At 67.7% G+C, this 16,368-nt stretch carries 16 protein-coding genes and 1 tRNA gene; 8 read left to right on the forward strand and 9 right to left on the reverse strand.

Translation table 11 applies throughout. The features are described from left to right. Positions 1-215: 215 nt before the first annotated feature. Complete coding sequence (locus E2E30_RS03670; RefSeq protein WP_133187347.1) at positions 216-1,316, forward strand: DUF475 domain-containing protein; 1,101 nt, start codon at positions 216-218, stop codon at positions 1,314-1,316. Between the two features lie 21 nt (positions 1,317-1,337). Here E2E30_RS03670 and E2E30_RS03675 read toward each other — a convergent pair whose 3' ends face one another. Both E2E30_RS03675 and E2E30_RS03680 read right to left on the reverse strand, forming a co-directional pair. After that, positions 1,338-3,350 (reverse strand): TonB-dependent receptor, encoded by a 2,013-nt coding sequence (locus tag E2E30_RS03675; RefSeq protein ID WP_133187349.1) that lies wholly within the window; start codon positions 3,348-3,350, stop codon positions 1,338-1,340. Between the two features lie 44 nt (positions 3,351-3,394). Then, positions 3,395-4,714, reverse strand: coding sequence for a hypothetical protein (locus E2E30_RS03680; protein WP_133187351.1), 1,320 nt, complete (start codon positions 4,712-4,714; stop codon positions 3,395-3,397). Between the two features lie 217 nt (positions 4,715-4,931). Between E2E30_RS03680 and E2E30_RS03685 the strand changes: the two genes are divergently transcribed. Then, entirely contained in the window at positions 4,932-5,273 is a 342-nt protein-coding gene (locus E2E30_RS03685) for a hypothetical protein (protein ID WP_133187353.1), read from the forward strand. 125 nt (positions 5,274-5,398) lie between these two features. Here E2E30_RS03685 and E2E30_RS03690 read toward each other — a convergent pair whose 3' ends face one another. Next, complete coding sequence (locus E2E30_RS03690) at positions 5,399-6,226, reverse strand: hypothetical protein (protein WP_133187355.1); 828 nt, start codon at positions 6,224-6,226, stop codon at positions 5,399-5,401. 313 nt (positions 6,227-6,539) lie between these two features. Further along, the gene (ald, locus tag E2E30_RS03695) at positions 6,540-7,646 is read right to left on the reverse strand and encodes an alanine dehydrogenase (protein ID WP_133187357.1); all 1,107 of its coding nucleotides are present in this window, start codon (positions 7,644-7,646) and stop codon (positions 6,540-6,542) included. Positions 7,647-7,777: 131 nt separating this feature from the next. Between ald and E2E30_RS03700 the strand changes: the two genes are divergently transcribed. From E2E30_RS03700 to E2E30_RS03715, 4 genes are all read left to right on the forward strand, one after another. After that, positions 7,778-8,218 carry an Lrp/AsnC family transcriptional regulator gene (locus E2E30_RS03700; protein WP_133187359.1) on the forward strand — a complete coding sequence of 147 codons (441 nt, stop codon included), beginning with the start codon at positions 7,778-7,780 and terminating at the stop codon, positions 8,216-8,218. 197 nt (positions 8,219-8,415) lie between these two features. After that, positions 8,416-10,299, forward strand: a complete 1,884-nt coding sequence (locus tag E2E30_RS03705) for a potassium transporter Kup (RefSeq protein ID WP_240699092.1) — start codon at positions 8,416-8,418, stop codon at positions 10,297-10,299. Continuing rightward, on the forward strand, positions 10,296-10,823 hold the full coding sequence (locus tag E2E30_RS03710; RefSeq protein ID WP_133187361.1) for a 2'-5' RNA ligase family protein: 528 nt from the start codon (positions 10,296-10,298) through the stop codon (positions 10,821-10,823). The genes E2E30_RS03705 and E2E30_RS03710 overlap by 4 nt, the downstream gene beginning before the upstream one ends. Before the next feature lie 97 nt (positions 10,824-10,920). Further along, positions 10,921-10,997: transfer RNA gene (locus tag E2E30_RS03715), tRNA-Met, on the forward strand. A gap of 171 nt (positions 10,998-11,168) precedes the next feature. Here E2E30_RS03715 and E2E30_RS03720 read toward each other — a convergent pair. Then, positions 11,169-12,209 carry an aldo/keto reductase gene (locus tag E2E30_RS03720; RefSeq protein WP_133187363.1) on the reverse strand — a complete coding sequence of 347 codons (1,041 nt, stop codon included), beginning with the start codon at positions 12,207-12,209 and terminating at the stop codon, positions 11,169-11,171. A 113-nt stretch (positions 12,210-12,322) separates the two neighbouring features. After that, entirely contained in the window at positions 12,323-12,772 is a 450-nt protein-coding gene (locus tag E2E30_RS03725) for a hypothetical protein (RefSeq protein ID WP_133187365.1), read from the reverse strand. Between the two features lie 185 nt (positions 12,773-12,957). Here E2E30_RS03725 and E2E30_RS03730 point away from each other — a divergent pair, with 185 nt between their 5' ends. Both E2E30_RS03730 and trxB read left to right on the forward strand, forming a co-directional pair. Beyond that, positions 12,958-13,338 carry a VOC family protein gene (locus tag E2E30_RS03730; RefSeq protein ID WP_133187367.1) on the forward strand — a complete coding sequence of 127 codons (381 nt, stop codon included), beginning with the start codon at positions 12,958-12,960 and terminating at the stop codon, positions 13,336-13,338. 100 nt (positions 13,339-13,438) lie between these two features. Further along, positions 13,439-14,404 carry a thioredoxin-disulfide reductase gene (gene trxB / locus E2E30_RS03735; protein ID WP_133187369.1) on the forward strand — a complete coding sequence of 322 codons (966 nt, stop codon included), beginning with the start codon at positions 13,439-13,441 and terminating at the stop codon, positions 14,402-14,404. Positions 14,405-14,536: 132 nt separating this feature from the next. On the opposite strand, the gene E2E30_RS03740 is transcribed toward trxB, so the two are convergent. Genes E2E30_RS03740 through E2E30_RS03750 form a run of 3 tightly spaced genes read right to left on the reverse strand, consistent with a single transcriptional unit; the run spans position 14,537 to position 16,288 of the window. Further along, on the reverse strand, positions 14,537-15,304 hold the full coding sequence (locus tag E2E30_RS03740; RefSeq protein WP_133187371.1) for a hydrolase 1, exosortase A system-associated: 768 nt from the start codon (positions 15,302-15,304) through the stop codon (positions 14,537-14,539). Beyond that, entirely contained in the window at positions 15,292-16,005 is a 714-nt protein-coding gene (locus E2E30_RS03745; protein WP_133187373.1) for a hypothetical protein, read from the reverse strand. Before E2E30_RS03745 ends, E2E30_RS03740 begins: the two co-directional genes overlap by 13 nt. Before the next feature lie 10 nt (positions 16,006-16,015). Continuing rightward, complete coding sequence (locus E2E30_RS03750; protein ID WP_133187375.1) at positions 16,016-16,288, reverse strand: acyl carrier protein; 273 nt, start codon at positions 16,286-16,288, stop codon at positions 16,016-16,018. Between the last annotated feature and the right edge of the window lie 80 nt (positions 16,289-16,368).

A 16,368-nucleotide genomic window follows, 5' to 3' on the forward strand; every position in this document is an offset into this window, starting at 1 on the left:
GCGCTGAAACAGCCGCTTGTCGGGTTACCGCGATGAGTAGGTTCCTCATCGCCAATGACGACTGCTTGATACCGCATGCCGGTAAGAGCGTCGAACGCCCGGTCTCGCAACGCCGACGATCTCGCCTCGCCGATCAGATCCGATAAAACCCGGCCAGCTGATCCGCAACGCGCAGACCAGTTGCAAAACCACCGCAAATCGTCTCTCGGGGCGCGATGAAGAATTTTTACGGCTCGATCCTGTTCACGATCGTCTGCCTGCTGCTCGCGGGCGGGCTCGCCTTCTGGCAGGGCGGCGGGATCGAGCTTGCTGGCCAGTTCGTCTTCGTCGCGGCGGTGCTCGGCGCGATGGAGACGTCGCTCAGCCTCGACAATGCCGTCGTCAACGCCTCGATCCTCAAGGACATGGCGCCGATCTGGCAACGCCGCTTCCTCACCTGGGGCGTGCTGATCGCGGTGTTCGGGATGCGGATCGTCTTCCCGATCCTGATCGTCGCGGTGTCGGCGATGATCTCGCCGTGGGAGGCGGCGCGGATCGCGGTGGTCGATCAGGCGCGCTACGAGGCGATCGTCACCGGCGCGCATATCGGGATTTCGGGGTTCGGCGGCGCGTTCCTGCTGCTCGTCGGGCTGTCGTTCTTCTTCGACCCCGATCGCGAGCATGTCTGGCTGTCGTGGATCGAGCGCCCGCTTGCCGTCATCGCGCGGATGCCGTTCGCGGCCTATCTCGTCGTCGCGGTGGTGATCATCGGCCTGTCGTTCGTGCTTTCCGGCGCGCCGCGGCAGACCTTCCTGATCGCGGCGTTTTGCGGGGTAGCGGCGTTCTTCTGCGTCCACTGGATCGGCGCGCTCGTCGGCGGCGATGTCGACCATGCGACCGGGGCGGTGGTCCGCTCGGGGCTGGGGGCGTTCATCTATCTCGAGTTCCTCGACGCGAGCTTCTCGTTCGACGGCGTCATCGGCGCGTTCGCGATCACCAACGACATCGTGCTGATCGCGCTCGGGCTCGGCATCGGCGCGATGTTCGTGCGCTCGATGACCGTCGCGCTCGTCCATGGCGGCCACCTCGCCGAGTTCCGCTATCTCGAGCACGGCGCCTTCTACGCGATCCTAGCGCTCGCAACGATCATGCTGCTCAGCATCCGCATCGAGACGCCCGAGATCGTCACGGGGCTGATCGGCGCGGCGATCATCGCGCTGTCGCTGTTCGCCTCGGTCCGCCACCGCAAGCGCCATCTCGGCGACTATGCCGACAACGGCGTCGGCGAGGTGATCCTGCCCGACGGCGATTGTCAGCCCGACAGCATTACGCGCTGAGCAAGCCGCCCGGCAAAGGCCTCAACGCAGCCGCACGCCGATCCACAGCGTACGCGGCGTGCCGAGGTCGATCGATCCGCCGGCGTTGCGCGTCAGCACCGTCGCATCGAGCACATTCTCCGCGCGCGCGACGAGCGACACGCGGTGGCCGACCGGCAGCGTAAGCACGCCGTCGAGCGTCGTCACCGCAGGCAGCAGCCCCGTCTGGAGATCGTCTTCGAACTGATCGCCGACATAGCGCACCGTCGCCGACGCGCCGAAGCCGTTGCGGCCCCAGGCGAGCGTCGCGCTGCCGGTATGGCGCGGGCTCTGCGCCGGGATCAGGCCGTCGAGCGGGGCTTGCCGGCCCGATGCGCGAACGCGGCTGTCGCTATACGCATAGGACGCGTCGAGCGAGAGCGCGCCGTGCGCCGCATGCCCGGTCAGCTCGATCCCCCTCGCAACGATCGCAGCGACATTCTGCCGCTGGCGGACATTGGGCGCGATCGTCACGTTCGCGATCGCGCCGTCGAGCCGGTTGTAGAACGCGGTCACGCCGAGCGTCACCCTGGCGACGGGCGTAACGTCGATCCCGCCCTCGACCCCGCGCAACCGCTCGAGCCCGAGCGCGGCATTCGCCTGCGTCGTGATCGGAAAGACGACGAACGGGCGATACAGCTCGTTGAGCGTCGGCAGCCGGAAGCCGGTATAGGCCGCGGTGCGCAGCGCGATCGCGTCGCTCGCGTGGAACAGCGCCCCGGCGCGGCCCGTCCCCTCGAAACCGTGGCGGTCGCCGTAGCGCGCCTGTGTGGTGATCGACCCCGCCGCATTCGCCTCGCGGAAGAAGCCTTGCGTGATCGTCCAGCGGTCGCCGCGCACACCCGCGGTCAGCACGAGCCGCCCGAGCGTCCAGTCGTCCTCGACGAAAGCGCCGAGCGTGCTGGTCTTGCCGCCCGCCGTGCGGCGCGTCGTGACGAGCCCGCTCGCGGCATAGGCATCCTCGTACAGCGTACCGTCGCCGAGCCGCGCATCGACACCGACGCGCAGCACGTGATCGGCCCCGACCGGCGGACGCAGCTCGATCTTGCCGCCAATGCCCGTGGCGGGCGTGTTGCGCTGGTCGAGCGTCAGCTTGGCGGTGGTCGCGCTGATCACGCGGTTGGTGAAGTTGCGCGTCTGGACATAGGCGAGCGCGTCGATCGCCCAGGCCCCGCGATGGATCAGCCGGACGCTGGCATCATTGGCCTGCGAACTGCTGTCCGCGCCCGCGAAGCGCAAGGTCCGATTGTCGCGATAGAGCAGGCCGCGCGCCTGGATCTCGGTCGCGGCATCAAGGGGCACGACCGCGCGCATCCCGCCCGACCAGTCGCGATAGCGCGCGCGCACGCTCGCCGCGGTGATCTGGCTGTCGGGCGTGGTGTAGAAGCCGTCGCCCCGCTCGAACTTGCCCGAGAGACTGACGAACCCGCCGCCCACGTTAGGCGAGACGCTCGCCGACACCTCTTGCGCATTGTTGCTGCCATAAAACGCCTCGCCGGCAAGCAACGGCAGGTCGCGCCGCGCCGCGCTTACCAGCTCGATCGTCCCCGCGACCGCCCCCGCACCGAACGCGCCCGCCCCGCCGCCGCGCGTCACCCGCACCCCGCCGAGCCGATCCGCCGCAATCGCGTTGAACGGGATATAGCCGAAGAACGGATCGGCGAGCGGCACCCCGTCGAGCAGCACCAGCGCGCGGCTCGAGGCGTTGCCGCCGAGCGCGCGCAGCGTCACGCCTTGTGCCGAGGGATTGGCCGAGCGGCTGTCGGCGCGGCGGAATTGCTGGAAGCCCGCGACGTCGAGCAGCACGTCCTCGACCCGGCCCGAGGCATCCCCCGTCAGCCGGTCGCGCGAGATCGTCACCGAACCATAAGCGGGCACGCCGGGCGGGACGGGCAAGGGCTGGCCGAGCACCACGATGTCGGGGCCGTCGCTTGGCGGTGGCGGCGGAGCCTGCTGCGCAAGCGCGGGAAGGGGCGCTGCAAGCGCGAGCAGCGGGAGGAGCGATACGCGATACATCGGTAGGCCAGACCTGATCGGAAGGAGATCGGCGCCGCCGCGCGTCATCCCGTCGGGACGACGCCCGGCATCGCCTGGAGCAACGACCAGCCCTCTGGCAGATAATCGAGCGACATGTAGAAATAAAACGCACACGACCCGTCGCCGCGATAGCTCGCGCCTTTCAGTATCCCGAGCGCGGTGGTGCCGCTGAACACCGGCGATCCGCTGTCGCCGCCCTTGCACGTCGGGCCCGACACGGTGACCCAGGTCGGCAGGCACGGGCCCCCGCACAGATCCCCCGCCGGCGCGAAATCGGTGAGCTGGACGAGCGCGCAGCTATAGCCGGTGCGCTCGCCGCGATGGCAGACGAAATCACCCGCGCGCGTGCTCGCGCGGCCGCGGCTGCCCGTTACCGGGCGTAGCCGGGTGCGCGCGGCATCGGCATAGAAGGTCGGCGGCAACGGCCCGAGCGCGGCGTTGATCTGGACGTCGCGATAGCCCCAGCCCCATTGCCCGACGAAGCTGAGCGGCTCGATGCCCCCGCGCGCACCGCGATAGTCGAGATGGTCGACGCAGTGCGCCGCCGTCGTCACCGCGCTGCGCACGCCGTCGGTGATGTTGAAGCCGGTGGTGCAGACATAGCGCCGCTTGTCGTCGGGGTTGAGCCCCTCGACTCGCGCGCCGCCCTCGGGCGAGAGGTTGACGTCCTTCTGGTTGAGCGCGCGGACCTTGACTGGCACGCCAGCGATCGCGCCGAGCCGCTGCTCGAGGCTGGCCGCGCCCTCGGCGGCGTCGCTGCTGCCGATCGTCACGACGAGCGCGCCGGTGTGCGGATCGAGCCCCATGCCGGGCGGGGTGCGAAGCGCCGCGCGGATCGCCGCCTGGTGATTGGTCATCGCCCAGATCACCCGCTCGCGCGTGACCGCGGCGCCGGGGCGGAACACGATCGGCACGGTGATCCCGCCCGCGCTGACCTGCTCGGGCGCGACGGGGGCGGTGCCGGTGAGATTGACGACGATGCGATAGGCCGGGCGATGCTCGATCGCGATCCCGGCGAGCCGGTCGCGATACCGCTCGGCGATCGCATCGGTGACGGGAACGCTCGCATCCTGCACCGCCAGCCGCGCGATCGCCTCGCGCAACGGGACCGCGAAGAGCCTGGCGTATTCGGCGGCATCTTCCGCGCGCGCGGTGGCCGCGGTTTCGACGATCGGCAGCGCGACGAGCGGGGGCGGGGTGGTCTTGGTGTCGATCAGCGGGAATGCGGTCGCCGTGATAGTGGGAGGTTGCGCGATCTGCGTCGGGATGATCGGCGCGGCCGACTGCGCCCAGGCGCTGGCCGGGATGAGGAGGAGGGCGGTTGCGAGGGGGAAAATGCGCACCCCTGCATGATAGCGGATTGCCCGGGCGGCGGGAACGGGAAAGCTCTCGCGTGACGAGCGGGATCGCTGGCGCGAGCCTGCCCGGATGACGAAACCGGACCCGCCGTTCGATCGCCATTTCTCGATTGCTTTGCAGTAGATGCAGGCGGATACTATCGCGAACACAAGCGGCTCTTGTACGCCTTTCTCCATCACTGTCCGACAGGGAGTAGCTACGATGATCAAACTGCTGATACTTGGCGTGGCGGCGACGACCGCCGTATCCGCCAGCGCGCAAACGACTGTTCTCGACGGCGGGATGGGTGCCCCGAACTACAGCACCTATCGAACGTCGATCGAAAGCCTGAACGCCGCGCCGTCTTCCGAAACCCCGACGATGCGCGCTGCAAAGCTGGCGCGCGCCAACGCGCTCAAGGCCGAGGCCGATACGTTGTTGCGCCAGGATGGCGGGACATTCACCCCCCAGCACATCGCGTATATCCGCGGCAAAGCCTGCGACATTCTCGGCCATTCGCGCGTCGAGATGGGAAGCCTGGTCCCGCGGCGCCGCTGCGTCTGATCGGCCGTCCCAGGCCGACCGCGGATCGCGTGGGGGGTGCGGGCGAACACCTGGCGCCCCGCGCAGGAGGCTAGGGGCGAACACATCGCGGCTTCAACACCGCGACCGTCGCCCGCCGCGCGACATCATTTGAATTTTGCGGGCGTAATGCTGCTGCCCTGCACCACCCAGACCTGCTTGTCGGACGTGGCGACGATCACCGGCATCCTGAGGCTGTACGATGCAAAGACATGGATCTCGGTCGGTACGGGGTCGAGCAGATGCGTAACCGTGACGCCGACCGGTTTGGCGCCGGCCGGAAGCTTCGGGATCGGCACGTTGAGACAGCTCACCGTATACGGGCGCGACGCAACCACGCTGCCGTCGGACGCCACGACGACGCGGTAATTCCCGCCCATCGGATAGGTCGTCGCATCGGGCATCGCGGACAACAGGTACACCGCGATCGGACCGCCGTTGCGCGACGGCAGGACGACGGTGTTGAACGGGAAAGCGGTGCAGGGCTTGTAGCCGCGCTCGACCGCCCGTGCCGCCGCCACGGTACGAGCGCGCGCGAGGATCGCCTGATCCGCGCTCAACGCGACGGGGGTGGCGAGCAATTCCTTGCGGACCACCTGACCGGCGCGCACATCCGCGACGAAGAACGCCCGCGCCGCGTCGCCCGCGCCGCGATAATAGGTGACTCGCAAGGTCTGCGGATCGGCCAGCTCGACGACATAGCCGCCGACGCCGGTGAGCTGGTCCTTGGCAACGGTCGCGGTCACCGCATCCGTGCTCGTCCAGGCCGCCCGGTCGAAAAGATAGAGCAGACGGCCGATGCTGGCGGATTGGGCAACCCGCTGTTCGGCGGACGGGAGCGGTGGAGCGGCGCCGGGCAATGCCGGCGTGGCAGGTGGAGCGTCCGACGCCTGAACGCCGGCCGCGGCCAATAATGCAGCGAAAATCAGTGACATCGTCTTCCCCCGATGGCGGGAGGCTGGACGAAGCCACGCGCGTTGGCAATCCCGCTGCGGGCGAATATCTTGGGATCGCGGGCTGCGTCCGCCCGATCCGACAGGGCCGCTGTCCTACAACCCCGCGCCTGTGGTATACGTCTCCCGGCTCTTTGAAATCGCCGGCCCGCACGGTCGGCATTGGCACCAGAATGGAAACGATCGCGCTCGAAGATCGCGCGTCTTGGGGTCAATCGAGTCAACTAACTCGCTTCGTCGCAAAAACGCCCGCCATCGCACGGCGGGCGCTCCCCTTAATCAGTCAGCCCCAGCCTCAGCCTGCCCACGCCTCGAACGGCAGGTCGAGCGCATCCGCCACCGCCTGGTGCCGGATCTTGCCCGCCGAGACGTTGAGCCCGTTGGCCAGATGCGCATCGGCCTGCATCGCACCCTCGGCGCCGAGCGTCGCGAGCTTGAGCACGAACGGCAGCGTCGCATTGTTGAGCGCGAACGCCGAGGTCCGCGCGACCGCGCCGGGCATGTTGGCGACGCAATAGTGGATCACGCCGTCGACTTCGAACACCGGGTCCTCGTGCGTCGTCGCATGGCTCGTCTCGAAGCAGCCGCCCTGGTCGATCGCGATGTCGACCAGAACCGAGCCGCGCTTCATCGTCTTGAGCATGTCGCGCGTGACGAGCTTGGGCGCCGCCGCGCCGGGGACGAGCACCGCGCCGATCACGAGATGCGCGCTCTTCACCGCCGCCGCGATGGCCGCGCGCGAGGCATAGGCGGTCTTGATCTGGCTACCGAAGAACATGTCGAGCTCGGCGAGCCGTGCGTTCGAAATGTCGTAGATCGTCACGTCGGCGCGCATCCCGACCGCCATCTGCGCGGCGTTGACGCCCGAGACGCCGCCGCCGAGGATCGCGACCTTGGCCGGCGCCACGCCCGGCACGCCGCCGAGCAGGATGCCGCGGCCGCCTTGCTCCTTCTCGAGATAGTGCGCGCCGACCTGGATCGACATGCGCCCGGCGACTTCGGACATCGGCTTGAGCAGCGGCAGCGAGCGGTCGGGCGCGGTGACGGTCTCGTACGCGATGCAGGTCGCGCCCGACTTCATCAGCCCCTCGGCCTGCGGCTTGTCGGCGGCGAGGTGGAGATAGGTGAAGAGCAGGTGGCGCGGCTCGAGCAGCGCGATCTCGCTCGCCTGCGGCTCCTTGACCTTCACGATCATGTCGCTCTGCGCGAACACGCTCGCGGCGTCGGGAAGGATCGTCGCGCCGGCGGCGACATAGTCCTGGTCCTCGAAGTCGATGCCGAGGCCGGCGCCGGTCTCGACCGCAACGCTGTGGCCCGCGGCGACGAGGTCGGAGACCGAGGGAGGGGTCAGGCCGACACGATATTCGTGATTCTTGATTTCCTTGGGAACGCCGATGCGCATCGCAAACTCTCCTATTGAGTGCGGCCCTTCTACAGCAGTGCGAGCGGGAAGTGCGTGCAAACTCGTCCGCAAGGCGAGGCAGATCGGGATTGTATTGCAAAACGTGCCACGCCCGCGCAACAGCGTCCCGGATGGATACGATCGACAGCAAGATCATCGCACAGCTCGGGCAAGAGTCGGGGCTGACGAGCGAGGCGCTCGGCGAGCGCGTCGGCCTTTCGCCCTCGGCCGCGCATCGTCGCGTCAAGACGCTCGAGCAGCAGGGGATGATCCTCGGCTACCGCGCCCGCCTGTCGCGCGCCGCACGCGGCAATCCCTCGACGGTGTTCGTCTCGGTGACGCTGACCGACCAGCGCCAGGCGACGATGCAGCAGTTCGAGCAAGCGCTCGCGCGCACGCTGCAAGTCAGCGAGGCGCATTTGATGAGCGGCGAATCGGATTACCTGCTCAAGGTGCTGGTCCGCGAGGATGACAGCTACGAGCGGATCCACCGCGAAGTCCTTTCGGCACTTCCCGGCGTCCACCGGCTCGTCACGCAATTCACGATCCGCACGCTCGCGACCGAGGATTGAACGTGTCTGAACATGCGCTGTACATGGCGTTGCGGGGGGCATTGCCGCGTGCTATTGCGCCGCACCATCGGGACCGAGGCTTAGCCGTCATCCATGACCTATCTGCATGAAATCCGGGCAAGAACACCCTTAGCGTGACGACCACTCAGGCAAGTGCGGGCGACCTGCCCGCCAATCGCGATTCGACGCCCGATACGATCGGCGAAGACGCCCCGCATCACGGCAAGGACGGTCTCGCAAAGCTCGCTTTGGGCGCGATCGGCATCGTCTTCGGCGACATCGGCACCAGCCCGATCTACGCCTTTCGCGAAACCTTCGCCGGGCACCACAAGCTCGCGCTCGATCCGGTCCACATCATGGGCGTCGTCAGCCTGATGTTCTGGTCGATGATGATCGTCGTCAGCCTGAAATACGTCACGATCATCATGCGCGCCGACAATAAGGGCGAGGGCGGCAGCCTGGCGCTGCTCGCTTTGGTCAACGGGCGTACCAAGAACAAGCGCTGGTCGCGCGGGATCATCCTGCTCGGCGTGTTCGCGACCGCGCTGTTCTATGGCGATTCGATGATCACCCCGGCGGTGTCGGTGCTGTCGGCGGTCGAGGGGCTCGCGGTCGTCTCGCCCGGGCTCGGCAATCTCGTCATGCCGATCGCGATGACCATCATCATCGCCCTGTTCTGGATCCAGCGCAGCGGGACCGCGCGCGTCGGGCTGTTCTTCGGCCCGATCATGCTCGTCTATTTCGCGGTGATCGCGACGCTCGGCGTGCTCAGCATCGTCAAGACGCCCGACATTCTCTGGGCCTTCTCGCCGCACTATGCCGTCGAGTTCTTCGCGCTCGATCCGCTGCGCGCGTTCCTCGCGCTCGGGTCGGTCGTGCTCGCGGTGACCGGCGCCGAGGCGCTGTACGCCGACATGGGGCATTTCGGGCGCAACCCGATCCGCGTCTCGTGGCTGTTCGTCGTGCTGCCGGCACTAATGATGAATTACATGGGGCAGGGCGCGCTGCTCTCGCGGATGGGGCAGCCGGCGCTCGAGAGCCCGTTCTACATGCTCGCCTCGGACAGCCTCCAGCTCCCGCTCGTCATCCTCGCGACGATGGCCGCAGTGATCGCATCGCAGGCGGTGATCTCGGGCGCCTTCTCTGTAACGCAGCAGGCGATCCAATTGGGCTTCATGCCGCGACTGCGGATCGAGCATACCAGCGCGGCGACGGTCGGGCAGATCTACATTCCGCTCGTCAACTGGCTGTTGCTGACGATGGTCCTGCTGCTGGTGATCTTCTTCCGCACCTCGTCCAACCTCACGTCGGCCTATGGCATCGCGGTGACGGGGGCGATGTTCATCGACACCTGCCTGCTTAGCGTCGTGCTGTTCCGGCTGTGGAACTGGCCGGTCTATTATGCGCTGCCGTTGCTCGCGGTGTTCTTCCTGGTCGACGGCGCCTATTTCTCGGCGAACCTGACCAAGGTGCCGGCGGGCGGCTGGTTCCCGCTGCTGGTCGGCTTGATCATCTTCACGATCCTGACGACCTGGTCGAAGGGACGGCAGCTGATGATCGACCGGATGCGCGAGGGCGCGATGCCGATCAAGATCTTCATCCAGTCGGCCGCCACCTCGGCGACGCGCGTGCCGGGCACCGCAGTGTTCATGACCTCCTCGCCCGAGGGTGTGCCGCACGCGCTGCTGCACAACCTCAAGCACAACAAGGTGCTCCACGAGCGGATCATCCTGCTGACGATCAAGATCGCCGACGTCCCCTATGTGTCCGAGGGGCATCGCTGCATGATCGAGGATCTGGGGGCCGGCTTCCACCGCATGGTGCTGCGCTACGGCTTCATCGAGGAGCCCGACGTCCCGGTGGCGCTCGCCAACGTCCATCGCTGCGGTGCCGATTTCCGGATGATCGACACGAGCTTCTTCCTGTCGCGCCAGACGCTGCTGCCGTCGTCGCGCCCGGGGATGATGCTGTGGCGCGAGAAGCTCTTCTCGTGGATGCTGCGCAACGCCGAGAGCGCGATGGAGTTCTTCCGCCTGCCGACCAACCGCGTGGTCGAACTCGGCAGCCAGCTCGAGATTTGAGCGAGGTCGTCCCCACGTCGGGCCCTGCGCCGATCATCGTCACCGCGCTGTTCGGTGCGGGTGATGCGGCCTGGTTCGATGAGCTGCGCGTCCGGCACTTCCCGCCCGAGCGCAACCAGCTCAAGGCGCATCTGACGATGTTCCATCACCTCGCGCCGAGCCTCGAGCGCGAACTCAAGCAGCGGCTCGCGGCGGAGACCAGCCGCGTGCGCGCACCCGAGGCGCGGATCGCGGGGCTTATGTCGCTCGGCCGCGGTGTCGCGTTCCGCATCGAATCGCCCGCGCTGGAGGATATCCGCGATCGGCTCGCCGATGCCTTTTCCGCGGTGCTGACGCCGCAGGACCGCGCGGGCTGGCGGCCGCATGTCACGGTGCAGAACAAGGTCGAGCCCGGCGTCGCCAAGGCGCTGCAGGCCGAGCTCGCGCGCGATTTCCAGCCCCGCACCGTTCGCCTCGCGGGGCTGGCGAGCTGGTGGTATCGCGGCGGCCCGTGGGAGCCGCTTTCGCGCCATATGTTCGCTTGAGACGAAACCGGCGCAAAGGTGGGTTGACCGCCCGGATGCGCCTACTTATAGCCCGCGCCTCGCACACAGCGGCACGCTCCGGTTTAGCCGGGGCCACGGCGAAGTAGCTCAGTTGGTTAGAGCACGGGAATCATAATCCTGGGGTCGGGGGTTCAAGTCCCTCCTTCGCTACCATCCCTTTTCATGTGTAGTCGTTCGCTCGGCATATACCGTCGTCACCCCGGGCTTGTCGCGGGGTCTACCGGGGTGCGCGCGATGGCTCCGGCGGTGGGCTCCGGGACAAGCCCGGGGTGACAGTAGGTCCCAATGCCCGGCTCGCCCGCACCGACGAACCGGGCGCGGGCGTCAGCGCATCTTCTCGAGCAGCGTGCGGCGATATTCGCCCTGACGTTCGAACATCCAGCCGGGATATTCCGCAGGCAAAGCGCTCGTCTCGCCGAGCTTGGCGAGATCGTCGGCCGACAGTTCGACCTTGGTCGCGGCAAGATTGTCGGTCAGCTGGTCGGGCCGCTTGGCGCCGACGATCACGCTCGACACCGCCTTCTGGTGGAGCAGCCAGGCGAGCGCGATCTGCGCGACCGACACGGCGTGCGCCTCGGCGATCGGGCGCATCACGTCGATGATCGCATAACCGCGATCCTTGTCGATCGGCGGGAAGTCGAAGGTCGCGCGGCGGCCATCGGTCTTGCTCTCGTCGGCGCGGTCATATTTGCCCGACAGGAAGCCCCCGGCGAGCGGGCTCCACACCATCAGCCCGACTTCCTCCGAGAGGAGCGCGGGCACGATCTCGCGCTCGAGGTCGCGGCTGGCGATGGTGTAATAGGCCTGGAGCGAGGCAAAGCGGTGCAGCCCGAGCCGCGCCGATTCGCCGAGCGCCTTGACGATCTGCCACGCCGCCCAATTCGAGATGCCGATATAGCGGACATGGCCATGCTGGACGAGCGTATCGAGCGCGCGCAGCGTCTCTTCGATCGGCGTGGCGGGGTCGAAGCCGTGGATCTGGTAAAGATCGATATGGTCGAGCTGGAGCCGCTTGAGGCTCGCCTTGCACGCGTCGATCAGGTGATAGCGCGATGCGCCGCGCGCATTCGGGCCAGCGCCCATCTCGCCGAACGCCTTTGTCGCGACGACGATCTCTTCGCGCTTGAGGCCGAGGTTGCGGATCGCCTGGCCGGTGATCTCTTCCGAGCGGCCGTTCGAATAGACGTTGGCGGTGTCGATGAAATTGATCCCGCCATCGATCGCGACGCGGACGAGCGCATCGGCTTCATCCTGGCCGAGCTGGCCGATCTTGCCCCACATGTCGTCGCCGCCGCCGAAGGTCATCGTGCCGAGGCACAGTTCCGAGACGAACAGGCCGGTGCGGCCAAGCTTATTGTAGCGCATGGAGATTCCTTCCGAAGCCGCCCGCGGAGCGTGGGGGAGGCGGTCCTCGCATTAAAGCATGACGCGCCGAATGGCTCCAGTCGCCGGGTTGCCAGCGGCAGGTGGTACGCGGCCTAATCGCGCAAATCTGGAAACAGCGCCTCGATCGCTGCCTGCAAATCGCTCGACCCGGCGCGCAGCCCGAATTCGTCCAGCAGCGCGCGGACCAGGCGAATGCGAACGGGGCCGAGCCCCGGCATCGTCTCGAGCCCGGGCTGGTCGCGATCGGCGATTCGATCGGCGAGATCGCCGAGCGTGCGGTATCCGGCGCGGGTCAGGATCCCGCGCAGCCCAGCGGGCAAGGCGGACCGGCCGACCGGAAAGTCGCGCGCGGTCGCGCCCGGCATCGTCCGGTGCAAGCGCGTCTGCCCGGCCTTCTCGCGCTTGAGCGTTCGGCGGATGTGGCCGAGCTGGCTCGTCGTCAGCGCCAGCCGACGCCCGATCACGCGATACGCCACGCCCTCGGCGCGGAGCGCACGCGCCGCGGCCAGATTGGCGCTGACCTGTTCGAGTTGGCTGAGCATAAGCGAGCGGCGTTCCTGCGGTAGCAGTGGAGATAGGGCGTGGGCGGGCGTTCCGACAAGCGGCGTGTCGTTTGCGCCCAGGCGTGCGGGCAGCGCGTGCACAGGTGTCTTTCGTGTCCGCGGCAAATGCGCTAGCCGCGACGCACTGCCGCTGCACGGTGCGCGGCGCAATCACGGAGCACGCTATGTTCAGCCACGTCATGGTCGGATCAAACGATCTCGAGGCCTCGCGCGCATTTTATGATGCGACGCTCGGTGCGCTCGGCGCCAAGCCCGCAGTCGAAAACAGCGGTCGGCTCGTCTATATGCACGCAGGCGGGCTGTTCATCGTCACCAAGCCGATCGACGGTGCGGAAGCCTGCCACGCCAATGGCGGGACGATCGGCTTTGCCGGTGCGTCGCCCGAGCAGGTCGATGCGTGGCACGCTGCCGGTGTCGCGGCAGGTGGCACGCCGATCGAGAACGATCCCGGCGTGCGCGAAGGGGGTTTCGGCAAGCTCTATCTGGCTTACCTGCGCGATCCTGCCGGGAACAAGTTGTGCAGCATGTATCGCATCCCGGCCTGATCTCGCACGGCGCGGTCTTGCGCGCTGTCTACGACCTCCCATCTCATTGGCCGGCCCGCTGCTCCCCTAGAGGCAGCGGGCCGACAGGATGAAAGCCATCATGACCACTCACCACACCCGCATGTTGATTCTTGGTTCGGGGCCCGCCGGCCTCTCCGCCGCCATTTATGGCGCACGCGCGGGGATGAAGCCGATCCTCGTCCAGGGCATCCAGCCCGGCGGGCAGCTGATGACGACGACCGATGTCGAGAATTATCCCGGCTTTGCCGACGTCATCCAGGGGCCGTGGCTGATGGAGCAGATGCAGAAGCAGGCCGAGCATGTCGGCACGACGCTGATGTACGACACGATCGTCGCGGTCGACCTGTCGCAGCGCCCGTTCCGGCTGACCGGCGACAGCGGCGACGTCTATGAAGGCGAGGTGTTGATCATCGCGACCGGCGCACAGGCCAAGTGGCTTGGGCTCGACAGCGAGGAAGCGTTGAAGGGCAAGGGCGTCAGCGCGTGCGCGACGTGCGACGGCTTCTTCTATCGCGGCAAGAAGGTCGCGGTAATCGGCGGCGGCAACACCGCGGTCGAGGAAGCGCTGTACCTCACCAACCATTCGCCCGACGTGACGCTGATCCACCGCCGCAGCTCGCTCCGCGCCGAGCGCATCCTCCAGGAGCGGCTGTTCGCGCACAAGGGCGTGACCGTCTTGTGGAACAAGGAAGTCGACCAGTTCGTCGATGGCGGCGGCAATGCCGGGCTGGTCGCGATCGATCTGGTCGACACCGTGACCGGTGAGAAGTCGCGGCTCGAGACCGAGGGCGGTTTCGTCGCGATCGGGCATCACCCCGCGACCGAACTGTTCCGCGGGCATCTGAAGCTCGACGAGGACCATTATCTATGGGTCGAGACGGGTTCGACGCGGACCAGCGTACCGGGCGTGTTCGCCTGCGGCGACGTGATGGACAAGATCTACCGCCAGGCGGTGACCGCAGCGGGGACGGGCTGCATGGCGGCGCTCGATGCCGAGAAGTTCCTGGCAGAGGCCGAGTTCGAGCTGGCCGAGGCGGCGGAGTAAGAGCCTCATTCTTCGTCACCCCGGCCTCGTGCCGGGGTCCACCGCGCCACAGTTTCTGCATGGGCAGGATATGCGTCCCGGTGGACCCCGGGACAGGCCCGGGGTGACGGTTTAGGGGGCGTCGATCAAACTCTAGACGCGCGTTACCGCGCTGAATATCTGCGCCTCCAACCACGCCGCATCGCTCGAATGCGCGAAGCTGTGGCTGTCGGTGTCGCACAGCGCGACCGGCCCGTCCCATCCGTCGCGAAACGCGATCGCGGTGTTGTCGCGCGCTGCGAGCAAGATCGTCGTGTCGATCCGGCTCGCCGCCAATGCCGCGCGCAGTCGCGCCGCCAGGCTCTCGGCGGCTTCAGGCTTGCTCTGCGCAACCTTGGCCAAGCCACCGGCCAGTTTGGACAAATTGACGCCGCCGCGCGCGAGCCGCAGCCATTCGCGGGGGTCTTTAAGCTTCTCGGCATAGCGCGCGAGGATCGCGGCGGCTGGGGGGAGCGCGTCGGTGTCCTCGATCACCCAGGGGTTGGCGAGGATCAGCCGGTCGATCCCCGCGGTCGCGCCGAACAGCGCAAGCGCCGTCGCCGCGTCGCAATTGCCGAAACCGACGAGCCGTTCGATTCCCGCCTCGGCGCTGAAGGTCGCCGCGGCGCACCCGATATCGGGGCCCGAGGTCAGGAACCCGCCGTTCGTCCCCGTCGAATCGCCGATCCCGCGCCGGTCGAAGCGCAGCACCGGGATCCCCCGCGCCGCAAGGCGCTCGGCCAGCAGCGCCATCCCGCGGTGCGCGCCGATACGGATCTCGTTGCCGCCCGACACGATCAGCAGCCCCGTCTTGCCCGGCGCTTCATCAAGCGTGCCGAACAGCGTGTCGCCCGCGCAGGCGAAGCGGATCACCCGCCGCATGTGTTAATCCAGTCGGCAATATCGTCGGCGAGCAACGTCGCGAGCGCAGGGTCCGAATCCGGCTCGGCGCGTCGCCACAGCGGTGCGCCGGGGACATGCCGATCGGCTGGCATCGTGTCGGTCGCGAGCCGGACGGTCCGGACGAATCCCCCATCCGCCGCAGTCCGCGGGATACGCCGCGAGAGATCGGTCAGCAGACCCGGCGCGATGCGGTTGCCCGCAATCTCGATCGGCGCATCGGCATCGGGATGCCAACGATCGCCCAGTACCGTTCCTGCCCGCGCGGCGGCTTGCTTGATCCGCTTGAGGTCGCGCAGCACGCTCGCGCCGTCCTGCGGCGCAAGCTGCCAGCGACCGTCCAATGCGGCCGTCGTGTCGAGCAGCGCGCCGCTGCGGATCGACACGCCGTAGCAACGGCGGTTGTCGGCGCGCTCAAGCTTGATCGCGTCGGCAATGCCGTCGTTGAAATCGCCCATGCCGCACTGCTCGAGCGCAACGAGGCTTTCGCCTTGGCCCGGCACGTCGGGGAGCAAGCTGCCCACGCCGCAGCGTGCAAGGGCGCGGCAGATCGCCACCGCAAGCGCGCGGACGCGATTGGCTTCCTCGAACAGCGGCAATGCAACCACGGCGATCGGCCCGCTCGCCGGCCCGAAACGCAGCATGGCCTCGCGGCCGCGGCGCGTCTCGTACGAGTCGATCAAGCGGGTAGCGTCATCGCGGCGCCTTGGCCGCGGCGAAGCGGACGAGGCTGCCATAGGTCTCGAGCATTTCGCCATCGACCTCGTCATCCTCGATCAGGATGCCGAGCCGCTCCTCGATCTCGGTCAGCAGGCCAGCGACCGCCATCGAATCGAGTTCGGGCATCGCGCCGAACAGCGGCGTCTCTGCGCGCAACTCGGCCGCACGCGCCTCGCTCAGCCCCAGCACGTCGCGCAACGTCGCGCGGACGGTCGAATCGATCTGGTCGTAATCATCTGGAAGCACAAGGAGCCCCGGTTCTAGCCGTTATGTTGCACCGCGATAGAGACTGGGCCGGGCAATGCCAAGAGCCGCCCCCGCGCGAG

Origin of the sequence: Sphingomonas sp. AAP5 (assembly GCF_004354345.1) — a bacterium.
Lineage (GTDB): Bacteria > Pseudomonadota > Alphaproteobacteria > Sphingomonadales > Sphingomonadaceae > Sphingomonas > Sphingomonas glacialis.